This is a genomic window from Gulosibacter massiliensis (assembly GCF_900626105.1).
In the GTDB taxonomy this organism is placed as follows: domain Bacteria; phylum Actinomycetota; class Actinomycetes; order Actinomycetales; family Microbacteriaceae; genus Gulosibacter; species Gulosibacter sediminis.
In genome coordinates this window covers 1,577,869-1,603,998 of the sequence record NZ_UYZX01000001.1, presented here as the reverse complement: position 1 = coordinate 1,603,998, position 26,130 = coordinate 1,577,869, and the positions used below count along the sequence as shown (strand labels likewise).

The 26,130-nt window shown below is 65.8% G+C and carries 22 protein-coding genes; 2 read left to right on the top strand and 20 right to left on the bottom strand.

What is annotated here, in order from left to right:
- Position 1: 1 nt before the first annotated feature.
- From rpsC to rpsJ, 8 genes are read right to left on the bottom strand one after another with little or no spacing between them, the layout of a single operon-like run.
- Positions 2–754 carry a 30S ribosomal protein S3 gene (gene rpsC, locus EJL01_RS07665; protein ID WP_125106975.1) on the bottom strand — a complete coding sequence of 251 codons (753 nt, stop codon included), beginning with the start codon at positions 752–754 and terminating at the stop codon, positions 2–4.
- Entirely contained in the window at positions 754–1,131 is a 378-nt protein-coding gene (gene rplV, locus EJL01_RS07660) for a 50S ribosomal protein L22 (RefSeq protein ID WP_125106974.1), read from the bottom strand. Before rplV ends, rpsC begins: the two co-directional genes overlap by 1 nt.
- Positions 1,132–1,154: 23 nt before the next feature.
- On the bottom strand, positions 1,155–1,436 hold the full coding sequence (gene rpsS / locus EJL01_RS07655; protein ID WP_019619546.1) for a 30S ribosomal protein S19: 282 nt from the start codon (positions 1,434–1,436) through the stop codon (positions 1,155–1,157).
- A gap of 15 nt (positions 1,437–1,451) precedes the next feature.
- Positions 1,452–2,291 carry a 50S ribosomal protein L2 gene (gene rplB, locus EJL01_RS07650; protein ID WP_125106973.1) on the bottom strand — a complete coding sequence of 280 codons (840 nt, stop codon included), beginning with the start codon at positions 2,289–2,291 and terminating at the stop codon, positions 1,452–1,454.
- 18 nt (positions 2,292–2,309) lie between these two features.
- Positions 2,310–2,609, bottom strand: a complete 300-nt coding sequence (gene rplW, locus EJL01_RS07645) for a 50S ribosomal protein L23 (protein WP_125106972.1) — start codon at positions 2,607–2,609, stop codon at positions 2,310–2,312.
- A complete protein-coding gene (rplD, locus tag EJL01_RS07640; RefSeq protein ID WP_125106971.1) occupies positions 2,606–3,256 on the bottom strand; it encodes a 50S ribosomal protein L4 in 651 nt (216 codons plus the stop codon). Before rplD ends, rplW begins: the two co-directional genes overlap by 4 nt.
- Positions 3,257–3,260: 4 nt before the next feature.
- Entirely contained in the window at positions 3,261–3,914 is a 654-nt protein-coding gene (gene rplC, locus EJL01_RS07635) for a 50S ribosomal protein L3 (protein WP_125106970.1), read from the bottom strand.
- 8 nt (positions 3,915–3,922) lie between these two features.
- Positions 3,923–4,231: a 30S ribosomal protein S10 gene (gene rpsJ / locus EJL01_RS07630; RefSeq protein WP_019619551.1), complete on the bottom strand. Its 309-nt coding sequence runs from the start codon at positions 4,229–4,231 to the stop codon at positions 3,923–3,925.
- Positions 4,232–4,665: 434 nt separating this feature from the next.
- Here rpsJ and EJL01_RS07625 point away from each other — a divergent pair, with 434 nt between their 5' ends.
- Both EJL01_RS07625 and EJL01_RS07620 read left to right on the top strand, forming a co-directional pair.
- Positions 4,666–6,783: an ATP-binding protein gene (locus EJL01_RS07625; protein ID WP_241209136.1), complete on the top strand. Its 2,118-nt coding sequence runs from the start codon at positions 4,666–4,668 to the stop codon at positions 6,781–6,783.
- Between the two features lie 62 nt (positions 6,784–6,845).
- Positions 6,846–7,616, top strand: a complete 771-nt coding sequence (locus tag EJL01_RS07620; protein WP_125106968.1) for an isocitrate lyase/PEP mutase family protein — start codon at positions 6,846–6,848, stop codon at positions 7,614–7,616.
- Here EJL01_RS07620 and EJL01_RS07615 read toward each other — a convergent pair.
- The 12 genes from EJL01_RS07615 to rpoC all read right to left on the bottom strand — a co-directional run bounded on the left by EJL01_RS07615 (position 7,613) and on the right by rpoC (position 26,120).
- Positions 7,613–8,596, bottom strand: a complete 984-nt coding sequence (locus EJL01_RS07615; RefSeq protein ID WP_125106967.1) for a class C sortase — start codon at positions 8,594–8,596, stop codon at positions 7,613–7,615. The two genes, EJL01_RS07620 and EJL01_RS07615, sit on opposite strands and share 4 nt — an antisense overlap.
- On the bottom strand, positions 8,593–8,871 hold the full coding sequence (locus EJL01_RS07610; protein WP_125106966.1) for a hypothetical protein: 279 nt from the start codon (positions 8,869–8,871) through the stop codon (positions 8,593–8,595). The genes EJL01_RS07615 and EJL01_RS07610 overlap by 4 nt, the downstream gene beginning before the upstream one ends.
- A 137-nt stretch (positions 8,872–9,008) precedes the next feature.
- On the bottom strand, positions 9,009–10,484 hold the full coding sequence (locus tag EJL01_RS07605; RefSeq protein ID WP_125106965.1) for a SpaH/EbpB family LPXTG-anchored major pilin: 1,476 nt from the start codon (positions 10,482–10,484) through the stop codon (positions 9,009–9,011).
- A gap of 88 nt (positions 10,485–10,572) precedes the next feature.
- Positions 10,573–13,527: a SpaA isopeptide-forming pilin-related protein gene (locus EJL01_RS07600; protein ID WP_164509753.1), complete on the bottom strand. Its 2,955-nt coding sequence runs from the start codon at positions 13,525–13,527 to the stop codon at positions 10,573–10,575.
- A 363-nt stretch (positions 13,528–13,890) separates the two neighbouring features.
- Positions 13,891–15,615 (bottom strand): hypothetical protein, encoded by a 1,725-nt coding sequence (locus EJL01_RS07595; RefSeq protein ID WP_125106963.1) that lies wholly within the window; start codon positions 15,613–15,615, stop codon positions 13,891–13,893.
- A gap of 205 nt (positions 15,616–15,820) precedes the next feature.
- On the bottom strand, positions 15,821–17,011 hold the full coding sequence (gene tuf, locus EJL01_RS07590) for an elongation factor Tu (protein WP_125106962.1): 1,191 nt from the start codon (positions 17,009–17,011) through the stop codon (positions 15,821–15,823).
- Between the two features lie 136 nt (positions 17,012–17,147).
- On the bottom strand, positions 17,148–19,262 hold the full coding sequence (gene fusA / locus EJL01_RS07585; RefSeq protein ID WP_125106961.1) for an elongation factor G: 2,115 nt from the start codon (positions 19,260–19,262) through the stop codon (positions 17,148–17,150).
- A 113-nt stretch (positions 19,263–19,375) separates the two neighbouring features.
- A complete protein-coding gene (gene rpsG, locus EJL01_RS07580; RefSeq protein WP_125106960.1) occupies positions 19,376–19,846 on the bottom strand; it encodes a 30S ribosomal protein S7 in 471 nt (156 codons plus the stop codon).
- Positions 19,846–20,217, bottom strand: a complete 372-nt coding sequence (rpsL, locus tag EJL01_RS07575) for a 30S ribosomal protein S12 (protein ID WP_019619557.1) — start codon at positions 20,215–20,217, stop codon at positions 19,846–19,848. Before rpsL ends, rpsG begins: the two co-directional genes overlap by 1 nt.
- Before the next feature lie 238 nt (positions 20,218–20,455).
- Positions 20,456–20,908, bottom strand: coding sequence for a hypothetical protein (locus EJL01_RS07570; RefSeq protein WP_125106959.1), 453 nt, complete (start codon positions 20,906–20,908; stop codon positions 20,456–20,458).
- A gap of 4 nt (positions 20,909–20,912) precedes the next feature.
- Positions 20,913–22,118 (bottom strand): hypothetical protein, encoded by a 1,206-nt coding sequence (locus tag EJL01_RS07565; protein WP_125106958.1) that lies wholly within the window; start codon positions 22,116–22,118, stop codon positions 20,913–20,915.
- Positions 22,119–22,238: 120 nt separating this feature from the next.
- A complete protein-coding gene (gene rpoC / locus EJL01_RS07560) occupies positions 22,239–26,120 on the bottom strand; it encodes a DNA-directed RNA polymerase subunit beta' (RefSeq protein ID WP_125106957.1) in 3,882 nt (1,293 codons plus the stop codon).
- Positions 26,121–26,130: the final 10 nt, after the last annotated feature.

Here is a 26,130-nt window from a genome sequence, read left to right as displayed (position 1 = left end):
CTTACGCCTCCGCTCCTGCGGCAACCTGCTCGTTGTTGCGACGGTTGCGACGCGGACGGTCGCCACGGTTGTCGCGCGACGACTTCTGGTTGGCCTGCTCGCGAGCAAGCTCCTTGTTGGTGAGGTCACCCTTGTAGATCCACACCTTGACACCGATGCGACCGTAGGTGGTCTTGGCCTCGTAGAAGCCGTAGTCGATGTTGGCGCGGAGGGTGTGCAGGGGCACGCGGCCCTCGCGGTAGAACTCCGAGCGGCTCATTTCAGCGCCACCCAGACGGCCCGACACCTGGATACGAATACCCTTGGCGCCGGCGCGCTGGGCGCTCTGCAGGCCCTTGCGCATCGCACGGCGGAATGCCACACGACCCACAAGCTGCTCGGCGATGCCCTGTGCGACGAGCTGAGCTTCCTGGTCGGGGTTCTTGACCTCGAGGATGTTCAGCTGGATCTGCTTGCCGGTGAGCTTCTCGAGCTCGCCACGGATGCGCTCGGCCTCGGCACCGCGGCGACCGATCACGATGCCCGGACGGGCGGTGTGAATGTCGACGCGAACGCGATCGCGGGTGCGCTCGATGGCGATGTACGCGATACCGGCGCGGTCAAGCGAGTTGGTGAGGTGCGTCCGGATGCGGATGTCCTCGTTCACGTAGTCCGAGTAGCGCTGACCGGGCTTGGTCGAGTCGGCGTACCAGCGCGAACGGTGGTCAGTTGTGACACCGAGGCGGAAGCCGTACGGATTGATCTTCTGGCCCATTAGTTCGCCGCCTTCTGCTCTTCGGTCTCGGGGGTCGAGACAATGACCGTGATGTGGCTGGTGCGCTTGTTGATGCGACCGGCACGCCCCTGGGCGCGCGGACGGAAGCGCTTGAGGGTGACACCCTCATCGACGAATGCGGTGCTGACGTACAGGTCACGCTCGTCAAGGAACTCGTTCGAGTTGTCAGCCTTGACGCGGGCGTTTGCGATGGCCGAGGCCACGACCTTGTACACCGGCTCCGAAGCACCCTGCGGTGCAAACTTCAGAATGGCAAGCGCTTCGAGCGCCTGCTTGCCGCGGATCAGGTTGACGACGCGGCGAGCCTTCTGAGGGGTAACGCGGATGTGACGCGCGCGGGCGATCGACTCCACCATAATTTCCTCCTTCACGCCCCCGCTTAGCGGCGGCGACCCTTCTTGTCGTCCTTCACGTGACCGCGGAAGGTGCGGGTCGGTGCGAACTCACCGAGCTTGTGGCCAACCATCGTCTCGGTAACGAATACCGGGATGTGCTTGCGACCGTCGTGCACGGCGATCGTGTGGCCGAGCATGTCGGGCACAATCATCGATCGGCGCGACCAGGTCTTGATGACATTCTTCGAACCGGCTTCGTTCTGCTTCAGCACCTTCTGCAGCAGGTGCTCGTCAACGAAGGGGCCCTTCTTCAGACTGCGAGGCATCTTCTTGAACTCCTACTACTTGCGCTTCTTGCCAGTCGGGCGACGGCGGACAATGAGCTTGTCCGAGTCCTTGTTGGGCTTGCGGGTGCGGCCCTCAGGCTTACCCCACGGGCTCACCGGGTGACGACCACCCGAGGTACGACCCTCGCCACCACCGTGCGGGTGGTCGATCGGGTTCATGACGACACCACGCACGGTCGGGCGAACGCCCTTCCAGCGCTTACGGCCGGCCTTACCGAGGTCGATGTTCGACTGCTCAGCGTTACCAACCTCGCCGACGGTCGCGCGGCAGCGTGCATCCACGTTGCGAACCTCACCCGAGGGCAGGCGCAGCTGGGCGTAAGGGCCGTCCTTTGCGACGAGGCGGACCGAGGCGCCGGCCGAACGGCCGAGCTTCGCGCCGCCACCGGGGCGCAGCTCAACGGCGTGCACGACGGTACCGGTCGGGATGTTGCGCAGCGGCAAGTTGTTGCCGGGCTTGATGTCGGCGCTGGCGCCCGACTCGATGATGTCGCCCTGCTTGAGCTTGTTCGGCGCGATGATGTATCGCTTGGTGCCGTCGAAGTAGTGCAGGAGCGCGATGCGAGCGGTACGGTTCGGGTCGTACTCAATGTGAGCGACCTTGGCGTTCACGCCGTCCTTGTCGTTACGACGGAAGTCGATCACGCGGTACTGGCGCTTGTGGCCACCACCGATGTGACGGGTCGTGATGCGACCCTGGTTGTTACGACCACCAGTCTTGGGCAGCGGGCGCAGCAGCGACTTCTCGGGGGTCGAGCGGGTGATCTCGGTGAACTCCGAGACCGAACCAGCACGACGACCGGGAGTCGTGGGCTTGAATTTACGAATCGCCATTTTTACTCAGTCCTCCGGTTAGCCGACGTTCGAGAAGATGTCGATAGTGCCGGACTTCAGGGTCACGATGGCGCGCTTGGTGTCCTTGCGCTTGCCCATGCCGAAACGAGTCCGGCGAGTCTTGCCCTGACGGTTAAGGGTGTTGATGCGGTCAACCTGCACGTCGAAGATGCGCTCGATCGCGATCTTGATCTCGGTCTTGTTCGCGTCGGGTGCCACCTCGAAGGTGTACTTGCCCTGGTCGATGAGGCCGTAGCTCTTCTCCGAGATCACCGGGCGGATGATGACATCGCGCGGGTCCTTGTAGATGTCGCTCATGCCTGCAGCTCCTTGTTGGTCTTCGCGGCGACGAAGCCGTCGAACGCGCTCTTGAGGAAGACCACGTCATCGGCAACGAGCACGTCGTATGCGTTCAGCTGGTCCGCCGAGAGCACGTGGGCGTGCTCGATGTTGCGCACCGAACGGCGGGTGACGAGGTCGTCGTGCTCAACGATGACGAGCACGTTGCGGCCTTCGGCAGCGGTACGGAATGCCGAGATCGCGGCCTTGGTCGAGGGTGCCTCGCCGGTCACGAGTTCGGTGAACACGTGCACGCGGCCACCACGAGCGCGGTCCGACAGCGACTGCAGCAGGGCTGCGGCAACCATCTTCTTGGGGGTGCGCTGCGAGTAGTCACGCGGGGTCGGGCCGTGGACGATGCCACCGCCGCGGTGCTGCGGCATGCGGATCGAACCCTGACGGGCGTTACCCGTGCCCTTCTGCTTGAACGGCTTACGGCCGGCGCCCGAGCGCTCGCCGCGGTTCTTGGTCTTGTGCGTACCCTGGCGGGCGGCGGCCTGCTGGGCCACGACCACCTGGTGCACGAGGGGGACGTTCAGCTCGACGTCGAAGAGCTCAGCGGGGAGCTCAACGGTGCCCGACTTCTTGCCGGTTGCGTCGAGGACATCAATGGTGTTGGCAGCCATTTGGCTAGGCCCCCTTCACTGCGTTGCGGACGAAAACAAGGCGGCCCTTGGCGCCGGGAACGGCACCCTTGACCAGCAGCAGACCCCGTTCCACGTCGATGCCGTGGAGGGTGAGGTTCTGGACGGTCACGCGGTCGTGACCCATGCGGCCAGCCATGCGCGTGCCCTTGAAGACACGGCTCGGGGTGGCCGAAGCACCGATCGAGCCGGGCTTGCGGTGGTTCTTGTGCGCACCGTGCGATGCGCTAACGCCCTTGAAGTTGTGGCGCTTCATAACACCGGCGAAACCCTTACCCTTCGACGTACCAACGACGTCGACGAGCTGGCCGGCTTCGAAAAGCTCGACGTTCAGTTCCTGGCCGAGCGCGTAGTCTGCGGCGTCAGCGGTGCGGATTTCAGTTACGTGGCGACGCGGGGTCACGCCGGCGGCCTTGAAGTGGCCAGCGAGGGGCTGCGAAACTTTGCGGAGTTCGATAGCGCCCGCGGCGATCTGAATGGCGTCGTAGCCGTTCTTCTCCTGCGTCATGATCTGGGTCACGACGTTGGGGCTCACCTGAATCACGGTGAGGGGGACGAGACGGTTCTCTGCGTCCCACTGCTGGGTCATGCCCAGCTTGGTGCCGAGCAGCCCCTTGTAGGTCTTAGTAGCGATAGACATGAATCCCTCTAGAGCTTGATCTCGATGTTGACATCGGCCGGAAGGTCGAGGCGCATGAGCGAGTCGACAGCCTTCGGGGTGGGGTCGACAATGTCGATCAGGCGCTTGTGGGTGCGCTTCTCGAACTGCTCGCGGCTGTCCTTGTACTTGTGGGGCGAACGGATAACCGTCACCACGCTCTTTTCCGTCGGAAGCGGGACGGGCCCAATGACGGAGGCACCAGCGCGAGTAACCGTGTCGACGATCTTGCGCGCGGAGCTGTCGATGACCTCGTGGTCATACGACTTCAGTCGGATGCGGATCTTCTGTCCCGCCATGTCCTACTCCTAATTCGTTCGGGCCGGTTTGGCCTCACATGCAATCTCGGCTGTGACCAGCTGAAAAGTGCACCACTGTTTATCTGTCAAGTTCACCTGCCCGGAGCGCTTCGCTCAGGCTGATGTACGGCACGCGGATATGCGCCCGGGCCGTGCTCTCCTGCCGCCGGACTTGCCTGCCTCCGAAAGAGTCGGGCGGCGAGTCACGTGTTCGGCAGTGATCCTGCTGCAGGCCGGGCACAAAGATGCCACGGCACAACGGGAATGTTGAACTGCATCAGTTTAGCCCGCAGTTTTGTGTTCATGCAACCCGGGCGTGTCGAATTTTTGTGAACCCCATGCGCGGCACCATTACCGCGGAGTTCCGCCGCCCACACTCCCCTAGTGTGAGCGATTCGACGGGGAACGAGTTCGTCCAAATAATACGGGATGCGGTGAGCGCCGATCCGACCAATGTCGGCCTGCGCGCCGACCTCGTCGAGCTCCTCCTCGAGCACGACCCGCAGGCGGTCAGCCCCGAACTGGATGCGCTGGCCCAGCACGGCGCGAACCCGCAGACGATCGCGGTGCTCCGGGCCCGCGCGGCGGCCGCGAAGCTGCGCGCCGAGAAGACCGGGCAGACCGGCGCGAGCGCATGGCAGCAGGGCGTCGACGCGCAGCCGAGCAGCGCTTGCACCCCGCCCCAGTTTTTGCCACCGAACGAACCGCCGCAGCAGCGGCATCCCGACCCCATCCTTGCGCCGGTCGAGCCGCAGGGCGAGGCGAAGCCGATGTTCGAGGTCGAGCGCCCGCGGGTGCGCCTCGACGACGTCGCGGGCATGCACGAGGTGAAGGCCCACCTCGAGTCGACGTTCCTCGGGCCGATGCGCAACCCCGAGCTCGCGCAGATGTACGGCCAGGTCGCGCGCGGCAGCCTGTTCACGTATGGCCCGCCCGGATGCGGCAAGACGTTCATCGCCCGGGCAATCGCCGGCGAGCTGCAGGCCAACTTCGTGCACGTCACCCTTGCCGACATCATGGGCGCGCACTGGGGCGAGACCGAGAAGGCGATCCACGCGGTGTTCGAGCAGGCCCGCGCCGCGCGTCCCTGCGTCATCTTCTTCGACGAGTTCGACGCGATCGGCGGGCGGCGCACATCGGGCAACGCGAGCTCGAAGTCGCTGCGCATGATGGCGAGCCAGCTGCTCGTCGAGCTCGACGGCGTGGCCGCGTCGAGTGACGGCATCTACGTGCTCGCGGCGACAAACCGGCCGTGGGACATCGACCCCGCGCTGCGCCGCTCCGGCCGCTTCGACCGCACCGTGCTCGTGCTGCCGCCCGACGACGTCGCCCGCGGCGCCATCGTCGCGGGCAGCCTCCGCAACAAGCCGGCCGCGCAGGTCGACATCGGCGAGATCGTGCGGCGTACCCGCGAGTTCTCGGGCGCCGACCTGAGCTACGTCGTCGATACGGCCGTGCAGCAGGGGTTCGCCCACATTATCGGGTACCTCGACGCCGGGCGGTACGACCGAGCGCGCGAACTCGCGAGCGCGGAGCTCGCGCAGGACCCGACCTCGGCCCGGCTCCACGCCGTCATGGCCCGCGCCGAGCTCGGCCTCGAGCACTACGAGGCAGCCGAGCGGCACGCGGGCATCGCGACGCACGACCCCGCGGTGGCCGCGCCCGCGTGGCAGATCGTCAGCAACGCCGTGCGCCACCTGCCGGGGCGGCGGCAGGATGCGCTGGCCGCTGCCGCGAACGCCGTCCGCCTCGACCCCGAGCACTGGGGCTACCACGCGAGCCTCGCCGCGACACTCACCGACGTCGGGCGCCAGCAGGAGGCCCTCGGCGAGGGGCAGATCGCGGTGCAGCTCACGGGCGGCGACCCGGCGGCGTGGGCGGAGGCGACCATGCCCCTCGCCTACCACCAGGCCGCGAACGTCCAGAAGGAATTGGCGCTCGAGACCGCGGCCACGGCGCTCGCCGTCGACCCGACCGATGTGCAGCTCCAGCAGCGCTACCTGCGGGTGCAGTCGATCGCGGGCCGGCACGCGCAGGGGCTCGCGACCGCGCTGTCGGTGCTCCGCGCATCCCCCACCGACCGCTACCCGAGGGTGTTCGCGAGCATCGCGCTCTACCTGCTCGTCTATCGCGCTATCACCCTGCTGCTGCTCGTCACGTTTCTCGTGCCGATGGTCGCGTTCGTGCTGCCGACCACGGTGCTCGGCAGCCCCGACGCGGCGACTTCGTGGACACGGAAACGCCGCCGGTCCTGCACGTCACGATTCGCGTCGCGGGCCTGCTCGGCCTCGTCGGCGTCGCCCTCGCCGTCTACCTTTCCTTCGGCAGGCGCGGGAGCCGCACACCCGCCACGCGCTGTGGACGTTCGCGCGCAAGTCGCTCACGAGCTGGGTCGCCATCATCGGCGTCGGGCTCATCGCGCTGAGCTCCGTGGCAGCAATCGTCCTCGGCCTGCTCTCCTTCTTCGCGGTCGCGCTCCCGTTCCTCATCGCGATCGCGCTCTGGTGGCTTCACGCACCGCTGGCTGGCTCCTCCCCAGCCACAAGAGCTAGCCCCCCATATGAAGGGAGTACTTCGGAGCGAACGCGCATGCGCCGCGCGTACGGTCGGCGCCATGAGCATCCAAGACAAGGCCCTCACCCTCAAGCAGCTCCACGAAGCCGACACCATCCTCCGCGTCGTCAACGTGTGGGACGCGATCACGACCAAGGTCGTGGCCGACCTTCCCGAGACCAAGGCGATCGCGACCGCCGGCCACTCCATCGCCGCGGCCCACGGCTTCGCCGACGGTGAGCTCCCCCTCGACCTCGCGCTCGCCGCGATCGAGCGCATCGTGACCGCGACCGACCTCCCCGTCACCGCCGACCTCGATGCCGGCTTCGGCGACCCCGGCGAGACCGTCCGCCGGGCGATCGGCGTCGGCGCCGTCGGTGCGAACGTCGAGGATCGCCTCGTGCCGTTCGACGAGGCCGTCGCGAACGTCGAGGCCATCGTCGCGGCCGCCGAGGCGGAGGGCGTCGCGTTCCAGCTCAACGCCCGCACCGACGCTCTCGTGCGGGGTGGCGAGCGCCCGCTCGAAGAGAGCCTGCAGGATGCGATTGCTCGCGGCCGCGCGTTCCTCGACGCGGGTGCCTCCCTCGTCTTCGTGCCCGGCGTGCTCGACCGCGCGTCCACCGAGACACTCGTCGACGGGCTCGGCCGCGGCAAGCTCAGCGTGATCGGCCTGCCCGGCGCGCTGCCGGCCGCGGAGTACGAGGCGCTCGGCGTCGCGCGCATCTCCTACGGCCCGACCACGCAGCGGGTGGCCCTACGCGCGTACCGCGACCTCGCATCCGACCTCTACGCCGGCGGCGTGATCCCAGAGGACACCCCCGCGCTCAACTAGGCGTCGTCGGTTTCCTTCCCCTCCCGCGGCGCGGGCTGCGCGGCGTGCCGCCCCTGCGAAGAGCCGCCGAACGCGACGTACGCGCCCGCGAGCAGCACCGACGCGGCCGACCAGACGATCCACCACGGGAATCCCGGCACCTCGGGCGAGTCGACCGACTCCTCGGCGAGCTCGGGCGTGGTGTCGAGCGGCACGCGCACCGCATGGATGAGCAGGCGATGGCTGTTGATGCCGATCGGCGTGCAGGTCACGAGCGTGAGGAGGTCCTCCCCCGGCTGCATCCGCAGCGACTCGGTATCGGTCGGGATCACGGTGTCGCTGTCGTACATCTCGTACGCGAGCGTTTCGCCGTAGACGTCGATGTAGATGCGGTCGCCCGGCTCCATGCGCGAGAGGTTCGTGAAGAGCACCGCGTCGGCGAGGCCCGAGTGGCCCGTGAGCACCGAGTGCGTGCCTTCGCCACCGACCGGCAGCGAGGTGCCAAAGAGGTGGCCGACGCCCTGCAGCAGGGTCGCCTCGCTCGTGCCGTGGTAGATGGGCAGGTTCACGCCGATCGAGGGGATGCGGATGCGCGCCATGACGCCGGTCGGGATGCCCTCGAGCTGGCGGAGGTACTCCTTGTACTGCTCCGACTGTTCATCGCCGATGCGCATCGTAAACGGGTCGAACGCGGCACCCGAGTTCAGGGTGGCGTTGTACTCGCGGGCGGCCTGCAGCGCCGCGGCGCGGTCCGCGGCCGTGAAGTCGTGCACCTCTGACTGGTACGAGTCGCCGAGGAGGCTCTGGTTCGCCTGCGAGAACCAGCCGGCCATGAACGGATACGTGATGAGCCCGACACCGAGCAGCATCACGATCGCGAGCACGAGCCGCGAGCGCCAGGTGCTCGTGATGCGCTTCGAGTGGTAGGTGCGCAGCTGCTGCAGCTCGACGGCGTCGCCGTCGGACGCGGGCTGGGTGGGCTGTTCCGTGGTCGTGCTCATCGACGCCGCCGCAGGAGGTAGAGGATGATCGCACCGACGACGAGCAGCGCGCCGAGCCCGTAGAACACCATGGCCGGGATGCCCGGCGAGCCGCTGATCGGCTCGAGCGGCACCTCGGTCTCGGCGCTCGCCGCCTGGGTCGCCGAGAACGCGAGCCACGCGATGCCCGCGAGGAGCGCGGCGGTGCCCGCCCCGAGCATCCGCCCGAACGAACGGATGCGCGGTGCGCTCGCCGCTCGGGTTCGAGAGTTCCGCGTTCGGTCACGCTGGGCCATGGCACCGTCCTGCTTGTCGGGCAATCTGCGTCGTTCAAAAGTACGCGAGGCGGAGCGCATCGTGGATGCGTTCCGCCTCGCGGTGTGTTTGGGGGTCAGGCCCCGCCGAGACATGTCTCGGCGGGGCCCAACGTCACCTACGCCGAGGTGTGGTTGCGGCGTGCGCGGAGCGCGAGGCCGAGGCCAATCGCGAGGACCGCGGCGCCGCCGAGGCCGAACAGCAGGGCGCCGTTCGCACCGGTGATCGGCAGCCCAGGGAAGTCCTGCTTGGTGTTGTCGACGGCGATCTCGAACGCGTCCGTGGTCGAGCCCGGCGTCACGGTCACCTCGCGGGGGGTCTGGTCGAGGACGTAACCGGCGGGGGCTTCGATCTCAACGATCCAGTACGAGGTACCCTCGGCGGTGGCCTTGAGGCCGGGGATGGTCACAACGCCGTCCACCGTCTCAAAGGTCGTCTGGTCGGTGGCGCCAACCTGGATCGGGTTGGTGCGCGCAGCGGCGTCAGCCTCGGTCGCGTACACCGAGAACACGGCGCCGTCGAGGAGGTCGTCGTTGGTGGCGTCCTGCTTCACGATGCGCACGGCGCCCCACAGGGTCTCAACCTCGTTGCTGTCAACGTCAGTGCCGTTGATGTTCTGGTTGATGATGTTCGTGATAAAGCCGGCTTCCTCGTCGCCGATGCCGTCGATGCTGTTGACCGTGGTCACGATGTCGAAGGTCAGCTGACCGTTCGAGTTGCCCGTGAGGTAGGTGAGACCAGCCGGGGTGATGGTCAGGGTAACGACGGGGCCGTTCGCGGTGGCCGCTGCCGGGGCGACGGTGTAGTAGCTCGCGTCGAACGCGGCACCCTTGTACTGCACGTTGCTGATCGACACGAAGTCGAGACGCGAGTCGAGGTCATCCGTGAGGACGATCGAGGTGAAGGCGTCGCCCTGGGCAGTGTTGATCTGCGGCACGTTGACGGTGACCGGCCAGGTCACGGTGTCGCCGAGGGCGACGGCGGCCGAGTCGTCCACGGCCTTGACCGGAGCGGTCGTGGTCGTGTTCTTCGGGTAGACGTGGATGTCGTAGACCCAGTTGGTCACGTCGTTGTCGGTGATCGCGGTCGGGACCACGACGACCCACGGGGCGGCCGTGGTCGCGATGTTCGCGGGGGTGCCGTTGGCGAAGGTCGCGTTCGTGACGTCGGTCTCGTAGACGTAGTAGACGCCGACCGGCAGCTCACCGAAGGTGTACTCGCCGTTGTCGGTCACACCGGTGCCGGCCAGGGTGCCGGTCGGGGTCGCCGGCGCCGTCAGCGTGTCGATCGCGTCCCACTGTGCCTGCGTGTAGTTTTCGAGGTCGATGCCCGAGTTGTAGACCTGGAACGCGACGCCGTTGATGAGCTGAGCGCCCGCGGGCACGTCCTGCTCGAGGCCCGTCGCCGGTTCGGTGCTCGGGGTCGTCGGCTGCGAGTACTTGTGGACGGTAATCGAGCCTTCGGCGCCGAAGTCAATGTTGCCCTCGGCGGCGTTCGCTGCGCCCGCGCCACCGATGATGCCGGCGGTCGCGAGGGCAAGCATGCCGAGGCCAGCGAGGATTCGCTTGCCTAGCGCTTGTGTCTTAACACCCATTTTGGGTCCCTTTCAGTGTGTGAGTTCGGCACGAAGCGCCGGTATTACGAGGTGTAAATCGTGGTGGAGCGGGGGTAGAAGGAAGTTTTTAGGTTTCGAGGAGCGTGTCGCTCGAGTCGTCGCGACGACGCATGAGGAGCCACGCGGTGCCGAGCAGTGCGAGCACGCCCGCGCCGCCGAAGAGCCAGGGCCCGGCGCCCGAGAACACACCGGTCAGCGGCAGCTCGCCCATGGGCACCTGTTCGTTGACCATGTTCTCGTCGAACGACGCGTTCAGCGCGCTGCCCGAGATGGTGAACTCGTGGACGGTCTCGTCAAGCTGGAACCCGGGAGGCGCCTTCGTCTCAACGAGGGTGTAGTCGCCCCACGCGAGCTCCTGCACGAGGAACTGTCCGGCAGTCGGGTTCTTGTCCGCCGCGGCGGCGCAGTCACCGGTGGTGCAGTCGATCACCGCGATGGCGCCGTTCGGCCCGGTGATGCTCCACTCGGAGCCATCCAGCGCAAGGCCCTGACCATCGCTCTTCTGCCACGTCACCGAGCCCGGCTTGTCCGCGTTCGTGAGCGTGCACTCGACCCGGTCACCAGCAGCGATCGTGATGCCGTTGCTGCTGCTAATCGCAAGATTCGACGTCGCACCGTGACGGTCGGTGACCTTGCAGGTCGTCGACGTCCAGTCGTAGCCAGTCTCGGTGCCCGCGGCTGAGCCCTTCAAGAACTCGCCGAGGGTGTAGTTGCCGGCCGTGACTGTCTGCGTCTGCCCGCTCTCGAACTGGAGGGTCGAGCCCGTCGCGGGTGCGGCGGTCAGGGTCCAGTCACCAGCGTTGGCGGGAGCGCCGTAGTTGATGTCGAAGTCCTTGGTCAGCGTCAGGTTGGTGACGAGCAGCTGGTTCACGTAGGTGCACTCGACCTTGTCGCCGGGCACAATGCCGGTCAGCCCCTGGCTGCTCGCGCTGGCGAGTGCGACTTCGCGCGTGGTGCCATCCAGGTGGGTCACCAGGCAGACGCCCGAGACGAACGCGTAGTTGCTTTGCATCTGCTCGCTCACCGAGACCGTCGCCACGTGGTTCTTGCCCCCGAAGCGGTAGCTCCAGGAGGCGTTACCGGAATCATTGGTCTGCTGAGCCGTCGCCGTCGGCTGCGCGGTGACCGAGCCGGTCGTTGCCGCGGCAGTTGCGCCGACGGTCCAACCCGACTTCGCCACGGAGTTCTCACCGTTGGCGTCCACGACGTCCTTGTGGATCGTCACGTTCGCGATCAGCGGCGAGTTGAAGATCTGACAAATGACCTCCTGGCCACCACTTGGGATCGTCACCGATCCCGAGGTCGCATTGCCCTCGGCGAACTGCACACCATCCAGCAGGCATCGGTAAGAAGTCACGTAGTTGGCGAGATTGGCGCCACCCGCCGCGGTCTCCGCGAAGGTCAACGGGATGTTGCGCACCGTCGGCAGCGGCCCAATGCGCTGCGCCTGGACGCCGCTCGCGTTGCCCGTGGTTGTCGCGTTCGCGATCTGGGTCGACCCCCGGTTCAGCGTGAGCGTGAACTGGTCAGTCGCATTCACACGCCCGCCTTCGACGACCTTCTCGATCGTGATCGTCGGCGGTGACGAGCAGGACGCAAGGTCGGTTCCGCTGTAGTTGCTGCTGGTGACGGTCGAGCCGCCGGTCCAGTCAGGCATGTTGTACGAGCGAATTTCCGTGCCGGACGCGAGGTAGCCCTTGCCGGCCGAGTCGAACGCGATGCCGTTGACGTTGCGCATGGTCGTAAAGCCATTGCTCGAGGAGCTCTGCATGTTGCCGCCGGTGGCCGCCAAGAAGGTGGCGCTGGTCACGCTATACACCGTGCTGGTGGTGCCGGAGCCGTGGACGACGAAGAGGTTGCCAGCGGCGTCGAAGGCGAAGTCACCATTCGCGCTGGTAGTCGCCGCGGTTACCACGGTGCCCTTGAGGGAGATGCGACTGTTCGCAGGCTTCGACGGGTCGTACTCGAAAATCCTGAAATTGCCGTTACTCATGAAGCCGCCGAAATAGTAGAGACCGTTGAGGAGGTTCACTGCACCACCGACAAGGTTCGTACTGGTGTTGTAGTTATTGCCGAGTGACGAGGTGCTGCTGCCAGTGCTCTTCCAGACGCCCGATGAGGTGTCGTAGACCCAAACGGTGCCGTTCTGATCAGTGCCCGAGCCATCGCTCCGCTGCAGCCCGTAGATCGGTTCTCCGCCCAGGCTCATGCCGAGACCGTTGAAGTTTGTGGTGCCCGCGGAGGTACCGACATTGGTAACGGTGCCGTTAGGCGCGACCTGCTGCAGCTGACCGGCAGCGCTGACGCCGTAGACATAGCCCGGCTCGCACACTGCTGTGGTCACAATCTTTCGGACGGTGAACGTTCCGAAGTTGTGCGTGAGGTTGCCGTTTTGGTCGTTCCAGGTTCCGTTAATCCCATTGGCCGCACCAATGGTCTGAGTATTGTCACCGGATACCACCCAGACGTACCCGGATGGGGGGCTCACCTGCTGCACCCGGTAGTTGCTTCCGTCGGACAAACGGTTGGTGTTGTTTGTTCCCGCAGCGTAACCGCGGTGCGTGAGCAGCCACTCGCCACCGTCGGTGTCGCGGTCGAGGGAGGTGGCGGCGCAGGAGGAAGCGGCACAATCCGCGATCGGGTCAGCGCTCGTGCCTGTCGTCCAGCTGCCATCGGTTCGATACTGGAATCGGAATGTCGCGCCGGGGACGAGGTTCCCGTCCGTGTCTCGCACGTCCCAATACACGTAGGGCGCCGTTCCGCCATCCGGGCCCACTGCCACGACGTTGGTCTTGTTCTGCGGCTCCGGGGAGGTCGACTCGGACTCGGTGGGAGCCGTGGTTTCCGGCGCCGTCGTGGAGTCGGGAGTCGTGGTCGGCTCGGTGGTCGAGTCGACGGAGTCCTGCGTCTCCGCCGGCTCGCTCGCGGTCGGTGTCGGCGTGGGGGTCGCGCCTTCCGTGGCGGCGAACGCACTCGACGGAACAACCAGGGCCGAGGCGAGCACCACGGCCGTCGAGGCCATGAGGGGCCTCAACCACCGGCGAAACGATACGGACATACCCGGCTCTCCTCCATAGAAAGAACGCGACTTACGGTGTCGCTTTCCCTGCTCGGGCTGCCATCACGAACTCGTTACGACTCGCGAACGATTCCGCATCGGCCAGAAGTTGGGCCCGACACAACCCTGAGCTTAAGGTGTGAGTTCACTGAGTCGCAACGGAAAACTACAATTTGCCGATCTTGTGCACTCTCACGCAAATCCCGATGACGAAATATGTAGATTGGACGACGATCAATGTGGCGGGTGCATTGATTCTGCAGGGATCACGGCAACGACGACGCGCCGCCTCGCGGGTGCGAGGCGGCGCGTTCCGTGCGTGGCTGACTAGATCTGGAGTTCGTCGAGTCGGCCCTCGTCGCGGAGCTCGAGGTAGTGCTCCACCGCGGTGTCGAGCCAGACCTCGGCGGTCTTGTAGAGGCTCACGACCCAGCCGCTGTCCTCCTCCACCACGGCGATGCCGAGGTCGGTGAGGCCGAGCGCCTCCGCCGGTGCGTAGTCGGAGAGGCACTGTTCTCCCCCACCGGTGCCGTACGAGTTCTGCTGCTCGACGCAGAGGCCGTTGAACGTCACCGACGAGTAGGAGTCCTCGACGACGAGGCCGTCGGGGCGGATCATCGTCACACCGTTCACCTCGAACGACTCGAAGCCACCCGAGACCGAGAACTCCGACGGGCTCGCGTAGCCGGAGCCACCCGAGCCGAAGCCCTGGTAGAGCATCGACATGACGAGGCGCTCGGGGCGGCTCAGCAGCTCGATGGCGGGCTGAGCGTCGCCGCCCGATGTCAGCGAGAACACCGCGTCGAGTGCCTGGAGCCCGGCCTCCTCCGGCGAGTCCGCGCCGTTGCCAGCGACCTCGTCGATGCTCGAGACCTGCTCGCCGCTCGTGCCCGCGAGGGCGTAGTCGACCGTGGTGAGCGCCATGCTCACGTACCACTTGCCGTCCTCGTAGGTCGAGATCAGCGAGTTGGTGTCCTGCTCGGCGAAGTCGACCGTCTGCGGGTACTCCTCGTCGAAGTTGAAGTCGGCGGTGGCCTCGTTCACCGCTTCTTCGGCGTAGTCGATCGCGTCGCCCTCGCTCATGCCCTGGAGCAGCCCACCCTCGTAGGCGAGCGAGCGGATCACGCTCTCCATCGCTGCCGCGATGGCTTCGGTGTCGCCGTCGATCGTGACCGTGCCCGAAGTGATGGTGACGCGCTCGACGCCCTCAGTGAGCTCCTCCGTCTCGTACTCGAGGCCCTCGGTCGTGGTCGTCGTCGCGTTGCCAAGGTCGTCGAGCGCGTCGCTGAGGCTGACGCCGTCGCCCGTGTCGCCGAAGTCGCTCTCGAGGAGGCGCTGCGCGGCGGTGCCGAACACGTCGGCCTCGCTCGGGGCCACCATCGCCATGGCGCCGAGGTAGTCGAGCTCGCCGCCCTCGGAGATGAGCGTGTCGACGGCCTCTTCGGCCGAGGCCGCACCGCGGCCCCCGCCCGAAAACAGCGCGATGCCGCCCCAGATCGCGCCGCCGATGACTGCCACCGCGGCGACGGCGGCAACGGGGAGCAGCCAGCGGCGCTTGCGCTTCGGCTGCTCGGCCTGCTGCTGCCACAGGTTGCCCGCGTTCGCGTCGCCGCCGGCGTACCCCTGCGCCGGCTGGTAGCCGTACGCGGCCGGGCCGTACTGGTTCTGGCCGTGGTCACCGTTCGTCGCGTAGTACTTCTCGTTCTGCTGGCCGTAGCCCTGGCCCCCCGCTTGGCCGTAGTCGTTCCGGCCGTATTGCTGTTGGCCGTACTGGTTCTGGCCGTACTGGTTCTGGCCATACGCCTGCGGGCCGTTCTGCGCATCCTGGCCATAGCCATACTGGCCCTGCTGACCGTAGCCGCCCTGCGCATCCTGCGCGTAGACCTGCCGGCCACCCTGCCCGTAATGCTGCTGGCCGTAGCCACCCTGCTGCTGCCAGTTGTTCTGCTGCGGCCAGTCGCCCTGCTGCCAGCCCTGCGGCCGCTCGTCCTCGGGCGGCACGCCTCCCCACTGGTTCTGATTCGGGTCGGTCGGTGGTTGCTGATTCGACATGCCTCGCCCTTCGCTCATCGTTCGGTGCGGCCTTCGGTCACGCAGGCGCGCCATGATCTTTGAGTCGTCACGGCGCCAAAAAGTTCCCGCCAAATCAGCTTGCCAGCAAACGCCACAGCACCCGGGGTTGTCCACAAGAAATCATCCTGGAAAACGACAGCGGGCCGGACGCTTGCGCGTCCGGCCCGCTGAGCGGAGTCAGAGACTACTTGGTGATCGAGGTGACGGTACCGGCACCAACGGTGCGGCCACCCTCACGGATGGCGAAGCCGAGGCCCTCTTCCATAGCGATCGGCTGGATGAGCTCGACCGACATGTCGACGGTGTCACCAGGCATAACCATTTCCTTGCCCTCGGGCAGGGTGATGACGCCGGTCACGTCCGTGGTACGGAAGTAGAACTGCGGGCGGTAGTTCGAGTAGAACGGGTTGTGACGGCCGCCCTCTTCCTTCGAGAGGATGTAGGCAGTGCCCTCGAAGTTGGTGTGCGGGGTGACGCTACCGGGCTTGACCACAACCTGGCCACGCTCGACGTCTTCGCGCTTGAGACCACGGAGCAGGAGACCACAGTTCTCACCGGCCCATGCCTCATCGAGCTGCTTGTGGAACATCTCGATACCGGTAACGGTGGTCTTCTGGGTCGGGCGGATACCAACGATCTCAACTTCCGAGTTGATCGCGAGGGTACCGCGCTCGGCGCGGCCGGTCACAACGGTGCCACGACCGGTGATGGTGAAGACGTCCTCAATCGGCATGAGGAAGGGCTTCTCGCGGTCACGCTCCGGGTCCGGAACGCTCTCGTCGACAGCCTCCATGAGGTCGAGGACCGACTGGACCCACTTCTCGTCGCCCTCGAGCGCCTTGAGCGCCGAGACGCGAACGACAGGAGCGTCCTCGTCGAAGCCCTGCGAAGCGAGGAGCTCGCGGACCTCGAGCTCAACGAGCTCCAGGATCTCTTCGTCGTCAACCATGTCCGACTTGTTGAGAGCAGCAACCAGGTAGGGAACGCCAACCTGCTTGGCGAGCAGCACGTGCTCGCGGGTCTGCGCCATCGGGCCGTCGGTGGCGGCGACCACGAGGATCGCGCCGTCCATCTGGGCAGCACCGGTGATCATGTTCTTCACGTAGTCAGCGTGACCCGGGGCGTCAACGTGGGCGTAGTGACGCTTCGGGGTCTCGTACTCGATGTGCGAGATGTTGATCGTGATGCCGCGCTGGCGCTCTTCCGGAGCCGAGTCGATCGAGGCGAAGTCGCGCTGCACGTTGGTCTCCGACGGGTACTTGTCAGCAAGCACCTTCGAGATCGCGGCGGAGAGCGTCGTCTTGCCGTGGTCGACGTGACCGATCGTTCCGATGTTTACGTGCGGCTTGGTCCGCTCAAACTTGGCCTTGGCCACTGTGGGTCCTCCTCAGGACTGTTACTGGAATCGCTCCACGATACAGCGCGGATCGAAACTTTAAAACTTGGACAGATGAATAAATGCTACTCGGCCTAGCGCATTGCGCCTGACCGAAGCCTGAGCTACGGGGAGGCTACTCGCCCTTGCTCTTCTGGATGATCTCGTCGGCAACAGCCTTCGGGACCTCCGCGTAGGAGTCGAACTCCATCGAGTACACAGCGCGACCAGAGGTCTTGCTGCGCAGGTCGCCGATGTAACCGAACATCTCGGACAGCGGCACGAGCGCGCGCACCACCTTGACGCCCGAGGCGTCTTCCATCGACTGGATCTGGCCACGACGGGAGTTCAGGTCACCGATAACGTCACCCATGTACTCCTCGGGCGTACGCACCTCGACCTTCATGAGCGGCTCGAGCAGCGCGGGGCTCGCCTTGGGAGCGGCCTCCTTGAACGCCATCGAACCGGCAATCTTGAAGGCCATTTCCGACGAGTCAACGTCGTGGTACGCACCGTCAACCAGGATCGCCTTGACGCCAACCATCGGGTAGCCCGCGAGGATGCCGACGCGCATGGCGTCCTGGATACCCGCGTCAACCGAGGGGATGTACTCGCGAGGCACGCGACCGCCGGTCACGGCGTTCTCGAACTCGTACACCTTGTCACCCTCGACGGCCATGGGCTCGAGGCTGATCTGCACCTTCGCGAACTGACCGGAACCACCGGTCTGCTTCTTGTGGGTGTAGTCGTACTTCTCGACCGGGCGGCGGAGGGTCTCGCGGTACGCAACCTGCGGCTTACCGATGTTCGCCTCAACCTTGAACTCGCGCTTCATGCGGTCGACGAGGATATCGAGGTGGAGCTCGCCCATGCCCGAGATGGTCGTCTGACCGGTCTCGTGGTTGAGCTCGACGCGGAACGTCGGGTCCTCTTCGGCAAGCTTCTGGATCGCGGTGCCGAGCTTCTCCTGGTCGGCCTTCGAGTTCGGCTCGATGGCCACCGAGATGACGGGCTCCGGGAAGCTCATCGACTCGAGGATCACCGGCGCGTCGAGTGCCGAGAGGGTGTCACCGGTGGTGGTGTCCTTCAGACCGATGGCCGCGTAGATGTGACCGGCGGTAACCGACTCGACGGGGTTCTCCTTGTTGGCGTGCATCTGGAAGAGCTTGCCGATGCGCTCCTTCTTGCCCTTCGTCGAGTTGAGCACCTGGGTGCCGGCCTCGACGTGGCCCGAGTAAACGCGGAGGTAGGTGAGGCGACCGTAGAACGGGTGCGCAACAACCTTGAACGCGAGCGCCGCGAAGGGCTCGTCGGTCGAAGGCTTGCGGATGATCTCGATCTCCTCGTCCTTGACGTCGTGGCCAACCATCGGCGGCACGTCGAGGGGCGAAGGGAGGAACGAGACGACCGCGTCGAGCATCGGCTGGATGCCGCGGTTCTTGAACGCCGTACCGCAGAGCACGGGGAATGCCTCGCCCGCGATGGTGAGCTGGCGGATGCCGGCCTGGAGCTCGTCGATCGAGATCTCCTCGCCACCGAGGAACTTCTCGAGCAGCTCGTCACTCGACTCAGCAACGGCCTCGAGCAGCTCGGCGCGGTACTCTTCGGCGCGCTCGAGCAGGTCGGCGGGGATCTCCTCGATCTCGGCCTCGGCACCCTGTGCCACGACGCCCTTGGCGTCGCCACGCCAGGTCAGCGCGCGCATGTTGATGAGGTCGACAACACCGATGAAGTCGTTCTCAACACCGATCGGGAGCTGCAGAACGAGCGGCTTCACGCCGAGGCGCGACTTGATCGTGTCGATCGAGTAGTAGAAGTCCGCGCCGAGCTTGTCCATCTTGTTGACGAAGCAGATGCGGGGGACGTTGTACTTGTCAGCCTGACGCCACACGGTCTCGGACTGGGGTTCAACACCCTCCTTGCCGTCGAACACGGCGACGGCGCCGTCGAGGACGCGCAGCGAGCGCTCAACCTCAACGGTGAAGTCAACGTGACCGGGGGTGTCGATGATGTTGATCTGGGTGTCGCCCCACGAGCAGGTGGTCGCCGCGGAGGTAATGGTGATACCGCGTTCCTGCTCCTGCGCCATCCAGTCCATGGTGGCGGCACCGTCGTGGGTCTCACCGATCTTGTGGTTTACACCCGTGTAGAAAAGAATGCGCTCGGTGGTCGTGGTCTTACCAGCATCGATGTGCGCCATGATGCCGATATTTCGAACCTTGCTGAGGTTCGTCTGCACTGCCTGTGCCACGGATGTCTCCCGTTGTGTTTGGAACTGAAAAAGCGAGGATGCGCCGGTAAACGCGTCTGAAGCAAGACCGGCCAACATGAGTGCTTAGCACGCCACGTTGACCGGTCTAAGAACTACCAGCGGTAGTGGGCGAAGGCCTTGTTCGACTCGGCCATCTTGTGCGTGTCTTCGCGACGCTTCACGGCGGCGCCGAGGCCGTTCGAGGCGTCGAGGATCTCGTTGGTGAGACGCTCGGTCATCGACTTCTCGCGACGAGCCTTGGCGTAGCCGGTGAGCCAGCGCAGCGCGAGGGTGTTCGCGCGAAGCGGCTTGACCTCAACCGGAACCTGGTAGGTCGAACCGCCGACGCGGCGCGAACGAACCTCGAGGGTCGGGCGAACGTTGTCGAGGGCCTTCTTGAGGGTCGCGACGGCGTCCTGGTCGGACTTCTTCGCGACGTTCTCGAGGGCACCGTAAACGATGCGCTCGGCCTGCGACTTCTTACCGTCGAGGAGGATCTTGTTGATGAGCTGCGTCACGACCGGCGAGCTGTACACCGGGTCGATCACTACGGGGCGCTTAGGCGCGGGACCCTTACGAGGCATTACTTCTCCTTCTTCGCGCCGTAGCGGCTACGAGCCTGCTTGCGGTCCTTGACCGACTGGGTGTCGAGGGCACCGCGGACGATGCGGTAACGCACGCCCGGGAGGTCCTTCACACGACCGCCACGCACGAGCACCATCGAGTGCTCCTGCAGGTTGTGTCCCTCACCGGGGATGTAGGCGGTAACTTCGGTGCCGTTCGAAAGCTTCACACGGGCCACCTTGCGCAGTGCCGAGTTCGGCTTCTTCGGGGTGGTGGTGTACACACGGGTGCATACGCCACGCTGCTGGGGGTTGCCCTTCAGAGCCGGCGACTTGGACGAGGTCACCTTGGGCTTGCGGCCCTTGCGGACCAACTGCTGAATGGTTGGCACTGGTTAATCTCCTTGGAATTGATTGTGCTTTCGCCTTGCTGCACGCGGCAGCTGCTCTGAAACTCGCGCCTCACCCCGTCGCGGCCGTGCATGGACGACGCTGGACTGGATACATGTTCGGCCTGGACTTCGCCGGGCAAACACTCCTACCGACCGCTGTGACCGCGGCGACGGCATGAATTTGAGGCACGCCAGAGGGCGGCGTACCGATCTAGTCTAACCAGACAGAATGTGGCGGTCAAGCGTCGCGTGTCGCGGAGGCCGTCAGATCGACACTCCGGAGGATGCGCGTGACGTCGCCTTCGACGCCATCGGCCTGCTCGAGCAGGTAGGTTGCGACCGCGGTAAGCACAAGCGTATCAGCGCCGGCTTCGAGCAGTTGTACGCGATAGCGCACACGGACGGATGCGCCAGCTTCGTCGCGCTGTAGCGTCGCGATCTCGACGCCGGGACGCGGCTCGGCAAAGGTCTCGCGCTCGGTAACCTCGGCGCCTGCGGCCACCAGTTGCTCGCCGAGAATCTCGTCGGCCTGTTGCGCGCCGACCTGACCCGGCCACTTGTCGAGGGTGACGAGCACGTTCGGGCGGAAGTCGCCGCTCACGGCAAGGTGGCGCACTCCCCCGAGCGTGCCTTCCCACTCGAACTTCTCCCAGCCGTTCGGTACCTCGAACGTCGCGGCGACCTGCGCCATGAAGTTAGCGTCCCTCGTCGAAGGTGATCGACGTTCGCTGGGCTTCGTACTCGCGCTCCTCGGCCACCTTGCGCTCATACTCGGCGCGCTCTGCGGCATTGCGCTTCTTCACGCTGCGGCCGCGCAGGGCGGCGATGCCACCGATCCACAGCGCGCTCTCACGACCCGCGATGAAGGCGAGCAGCGCACCGGGCAGGTGCTCGGCCGAGCGAATAGCGGTCTCGAAGGTGTCATTCGACCAGGGCTGGCCATTCACGACGTCCTGGAAGGCGACGCCCACGTAGTAGCCGCCGCCCGTCAGCACGGCCGCGATCAGGCTCGCGACGATGTACGACCACCAGCCCGCGCGGTTCGCAATGAGCGACCACACGATGAGGAAGATGCCGAACAGAGCTACCGGCACGTAGAACGGCGCCGTGCCGATGAACTCGAAGATGCCACCGACGAAGTCGCCGCCGGTCGTGAAGATCATGCGGGCGGCCGCGAATGCGACCGCGTAGAGGGCGCCGAATACGACGATTGCGAGCAGCGCGGTGAAGAACGCGAAGCCGCGGTTGCCACGCTTGTCGGGCTCAACAATGAGCCCCTCCGTCGGCGAGGTCGTCGGGGCCTCGGTGGGCGTCGCCGGTACCGGGTCGTCGAGCTGCGTCGTCGCGGGGTCGGCATCGGCGTAGATATCGGGTTCATCGGTGCGGTCGTTGACCGCACCGACGGGCATAGCGAGCGGCGCGACGTTCGCGTCCGTGGCGGACTCGGCCGCCGGCGCATCCGTGCCGTAGGCATCGGCGTCGTAGGCGCGCGCCGCCGTGTCAGGCTCGGCGTCGAGCGTTGCGCCCGCCCCAGTTTCGTCGACCGGGATCGAACGCGAGCGGGCTACCGCTTCGTTGAGGCGTGCATCCCCCGCGGGCGCTGCGCCCGGCGCGTCGAAGCCCTCGGCGGGTGTCTCGCGCGAGGTCTCGCCATCGGTGCCGACGGCAAACGCGTTGCTCGGCTGCTCGCCCGCATCCGCCGGCGCCTCGGGGACGGGCTCGGACACTGCGGCGGGCTCGGATGCTGGAGTCGGGTTCTCGACCGGCGCGTCCGTCGTCTTCGGCGCATCCGCCTGCTCGGGCTGCGAAGCAGCCGAGGCGGGGCGCTGTGGCAGCAGATGCGGGTCGACGGTCGTGCGGGGCCCATCGTCGTACGGCTGCGGTCGGTACTGGTCACTCATGCCGCCAGGGTAACGGTGCGCGGGCCCGAAACCCGGCTACGGCACGCGGAAACGGGCGATGCCCCGAACCTGGAGGTTCGGGGCATCGCCCGTGGAGTGCGAGTTCGGTTGCGACGACTTCTAGTTGAAGTCGATGTTGCCGAAGTCGTCGTTACCCGAGAACGAGTCGAAGTCAGCGAACGAGAGGTCGTTGCTGAAGTCGAGCGCGTCGGCCTCGGCGTACGGGTAGCGCTCGTTGCGCGCTTCTTCGGTGGGCTCAACGACCTGCTCCGAGTACTCGGGCATACCGGTACCGGCGGTGATGAGACGACCGATGATGACGTTCTCCTTAAGGCCGAGCAGCGGGTCGGTCTTCTGCTCCATCGCCGCCTGCGTGAGCACGCGGGTGGTCTCCTGGAACGACGCGGCCGACAGCCACGACTCGGTCGCGAGCGACGCCTTGGTGATACCCATAACCTCGGGGCGACCCGACGCGGGGCGGCGGCCCTCGGTCACCGCCTGGCGGTTGGTCGCCTGGAAGCGCTGGCGGTCGACGAGCTCACCGGGAAGCATGTCGGTCTCACCCGAGTCATTGATGGTGACCTTGCGCAGCATCTGGCGCACGATGACCTCAATGTGCTTGTCGTGGATCGGCACACCCTGCGAGTTGTAGACGTCCTGCACGCCACCGACGAGGTACTTCTGCACCGCAGTGGTGCCGAGCACTTCGAGCACGTCCTTCGGGTCGAGCGGACCCTCAACGAGCTGCTGGCCGGGCTCGACGTGGTCGCCGTCCTCGACGAGGAACTCCGAGAAGCGCGACACCGGGTAGGTGAGCGTCTCGTCGTCCTTGTTGTCGGGCTCGAGCACGATCTTGCGCTGGCGCTCGGTGTCCTGGAACGTGACCGTACCGGCCACCTTCGCGAGCGGCGCCGCACCCTTCGGGGTACGAGCCTCGAAGAGCTCCTGAACACGCGGAAGACCCTGCGTGATGTCGGCCGCACCGGCGATACCACCGGTGTGGAAGGTACGCATGGTCAGCTGCGTGCCGGGCTCACCGATCGACTGGGCCGCGATAATACCGACGGCCTCGCCGAGGTCGGCGAGCTCGCTCGACGCCATCGAACGGCCGTAGCACTTGGCGCAGACACCGACCTGCGACTCGCACGAGAGCACCGAACGGATCGTCACTTCGCGGACTCCCTCACCGAGCAGGCGCTCGATGAGCACGTCGCCAACCGACTCGCCCGCGTGAGCGAGCACGTCGCCTGCGGCGTTCGTGACGTCGGTCGCCAGCGTACGTGCGTACACCGAGTTCTCGACGTTATCGGCGAGCGAGACGTTGCCGTCCTTGTCGGTCTGCGCGATCGGCAGCACGATGCCCTTGTGGGTACCGCAGTCGTCTTCACGAATGATGACGTCCTGCGACACGTCGACGAGACGACGCGTGAGGTACCCCGAGTCGGCGGTCTTGAGCGCGGTGTCGGCAAGGCCCTTACGAGCACCGTGGGTCGACGAGAAGTACTCGAGCACGGTCAGACCCTCGCGGTAGGAGTGAATGATCGGTCGGGCGATCTTCTCACCCTTCGGGTTTGCCACGATGCCGCGCATACCGGCGATCTGACGAACCTGCAGCCAGTTACCGTTTGCACCTGCCGTCACCATGCGGTGAATCGAGTTGGTCTCGGGGAACTGCTCGCGGGTGTCGGCGGCGACGCGTTCGGTCGCCTCCTCCCACAGCGCGATCGTCTGGTCGCGGTACTCCTGCTGCGTCGACAGACCCATCTGGTAGTCCTCGCGCAGCTGCGCAACCTTGGTCTCGGTCTCGGCGACGATCTCGGCCTTGGTGTCGGGGATCACGACGTCGGAGAACGACAGCGAGATGCCCGAACGCGTGGCCCAGTGGAAGCCCGAGTCCTTGATGCGGTCAAGCGTGGCCGCCACTACGTCCTTGTCGTACCGCTCGGCGAGGTAGTTCACCACGCCCGAGAGACGACCCTTGGTCATGACGTCCTCGAGGTACGGGTAGGTGTCGGGCAGCAGTTCGTTGAACAGCGCGCGACCCAGCGTCGTGTCCTTGACGACCGGACGACCCTCGACGAAGCCCTCGGGAGCCTCGGCCGGGTGGAATGTGACGCCCTCGAGGCGGATCTTGACGGGAGCGTTGAGGTGCAGCGTGCCCTCGTCCTGCGCCATGATCGCCTCAGCAACCGAGCCGAACACGCGGCCGGCGCCGGCAGCATCCTCACGAAGGAAGGTGAGGTGGTACAGACCGGCAACCATGTCCTGCGAAGGCAGAGTCACGGGGCGGCCGTCCGACGGCTTGAGGATGTTGTTCGACGCGAGCATGAGCACGCGGGCCTCAGCCTGGGCCTCAACCGAAAGCGGCAGGTGCACGGCCATCTGGTCACCATCGAAGTCAGCGTTGAACGCCGAGCACGCGAGCGGGTGCAGCTGGATCGCCTTACCCTCAACGAGCTGCGGCTCGAACGCCTGGATGCCGAGACGGTGCAGCGTGGGCGCACGGTTCAGCAGCACGGGACGCTCACGGATGACCTCTTCGAGGACGTCCCACACCTCGGGCTTGGCGCGCTCAACGGCACGCTTCGCGGCCTTGATGTTGCTCGCGTGTCCGAGGTCGATGAGGCGCTTAATCACGTACGGCTTGAACAGCTCGAGCGCCATCTGCTTCGGCAGACCACACTGGTGCATCTGCAGCTGCGGGCCAACGATAATCACCGAACGACCCGAGTAGTCGACGCGCTTACCGAGCAGGTTCTGGCGGAAGCGACCCTGCTTACCCTTCAGCATGTCGCTGAGGGACTTGAGGGCGCGGTTACCGGTACCCGTGACTGGACGACCGCGGCGGCCGTTGTCGAACAGTGCGTCGACGGCCTCCTGCAGCATGCGCTTCTCGTTGTTCACGATGATCTCGGGCGCACCGAGCTCAAGCAGACGCATGAGGCGGTTGTTGCGGTTGATCACGCGACGGTAGAGGTCGTTGAGGTCGCTCGTTGCGAAGCGGCCACCATCGAGCTGCACCATCGGGCGCAGCTCCGGCGGGATCACGGGGATCACGTCGAGGACCATCGCGGCCGGCTTGTTCTCGGTCTGAAGGAACGCCGTGACGACCTTGAGACGCTTGATGGCGCGGATCTTCTTCTGACCCTTGCCGTTCTGGATCTGGTCGCGCAGCAGCTCGGCCTCGGTCGCGAGATCGAAGTCCTGCAGGCGGCGCTTGATCGCCTCGGCGCCCATGTGGGCCTCGAAGTAGTCACCGTAACGGTCGATGAGCTCGGCGAAGTCGGCGTCGTCCGGCTTGAGCTCGCCAACCTTCAGGTTCTTGAAGCCCTCGTAGACGCGCTCGATCTGCGCGATGTCGTTGTCGACGTCCTTGCGGATCCGAGCCATTTCCTTCTCGGCCGCATCCTTGGTCTTCTTCTTCTGGTCGGCGGTCGCGCCCTCTTCCTCGAGTGCCTCGAGGTCCTTCTCCAGCTGCGCCATCCGCTCGTTGATCTGCGAATCGCGCTGCTTGCCGCGCGTGTCGACCTCGAGGTTCTTCTCCTTTTCGAGGTCGGTCAGGTCGTCGCGACGACCCTCTTCGTCGATCTCGACCACCATGTAGGCGGCGAAGTAGATGACCTTCTCGAGGTCCTTCGGCGCCATGTCGAGCAGGTAGCCGAGGCGCGACGGAACACCCTTGAAGTACCAGATGTGCGTCACGGGCGCGGCGAGCTTGATGTGGCCCATGCGCTCACGGCGCACTGCCGACTTCGTCACCTCAACGCCGCAGCGCTCACAGATGATGCCCTTGAAGCGCACGCGCTTGTACTTACCGCAGGCGCACTCCCAGTCGCGCGAGGGGCCGAAGATCTGCTCACCGAACAGACCGTCCTTCTCGGGCTTGAGGGTGCGGTAGTTGATGGTCTCGGGCTTCTTTACCTCGCCACGCGACCAACCGAGGATGTCCTCGCTTGTAGCCAGCCCGATGCTGATGCTGTCGAACTTAGTTGCGTCGATCAATTCTTGATTC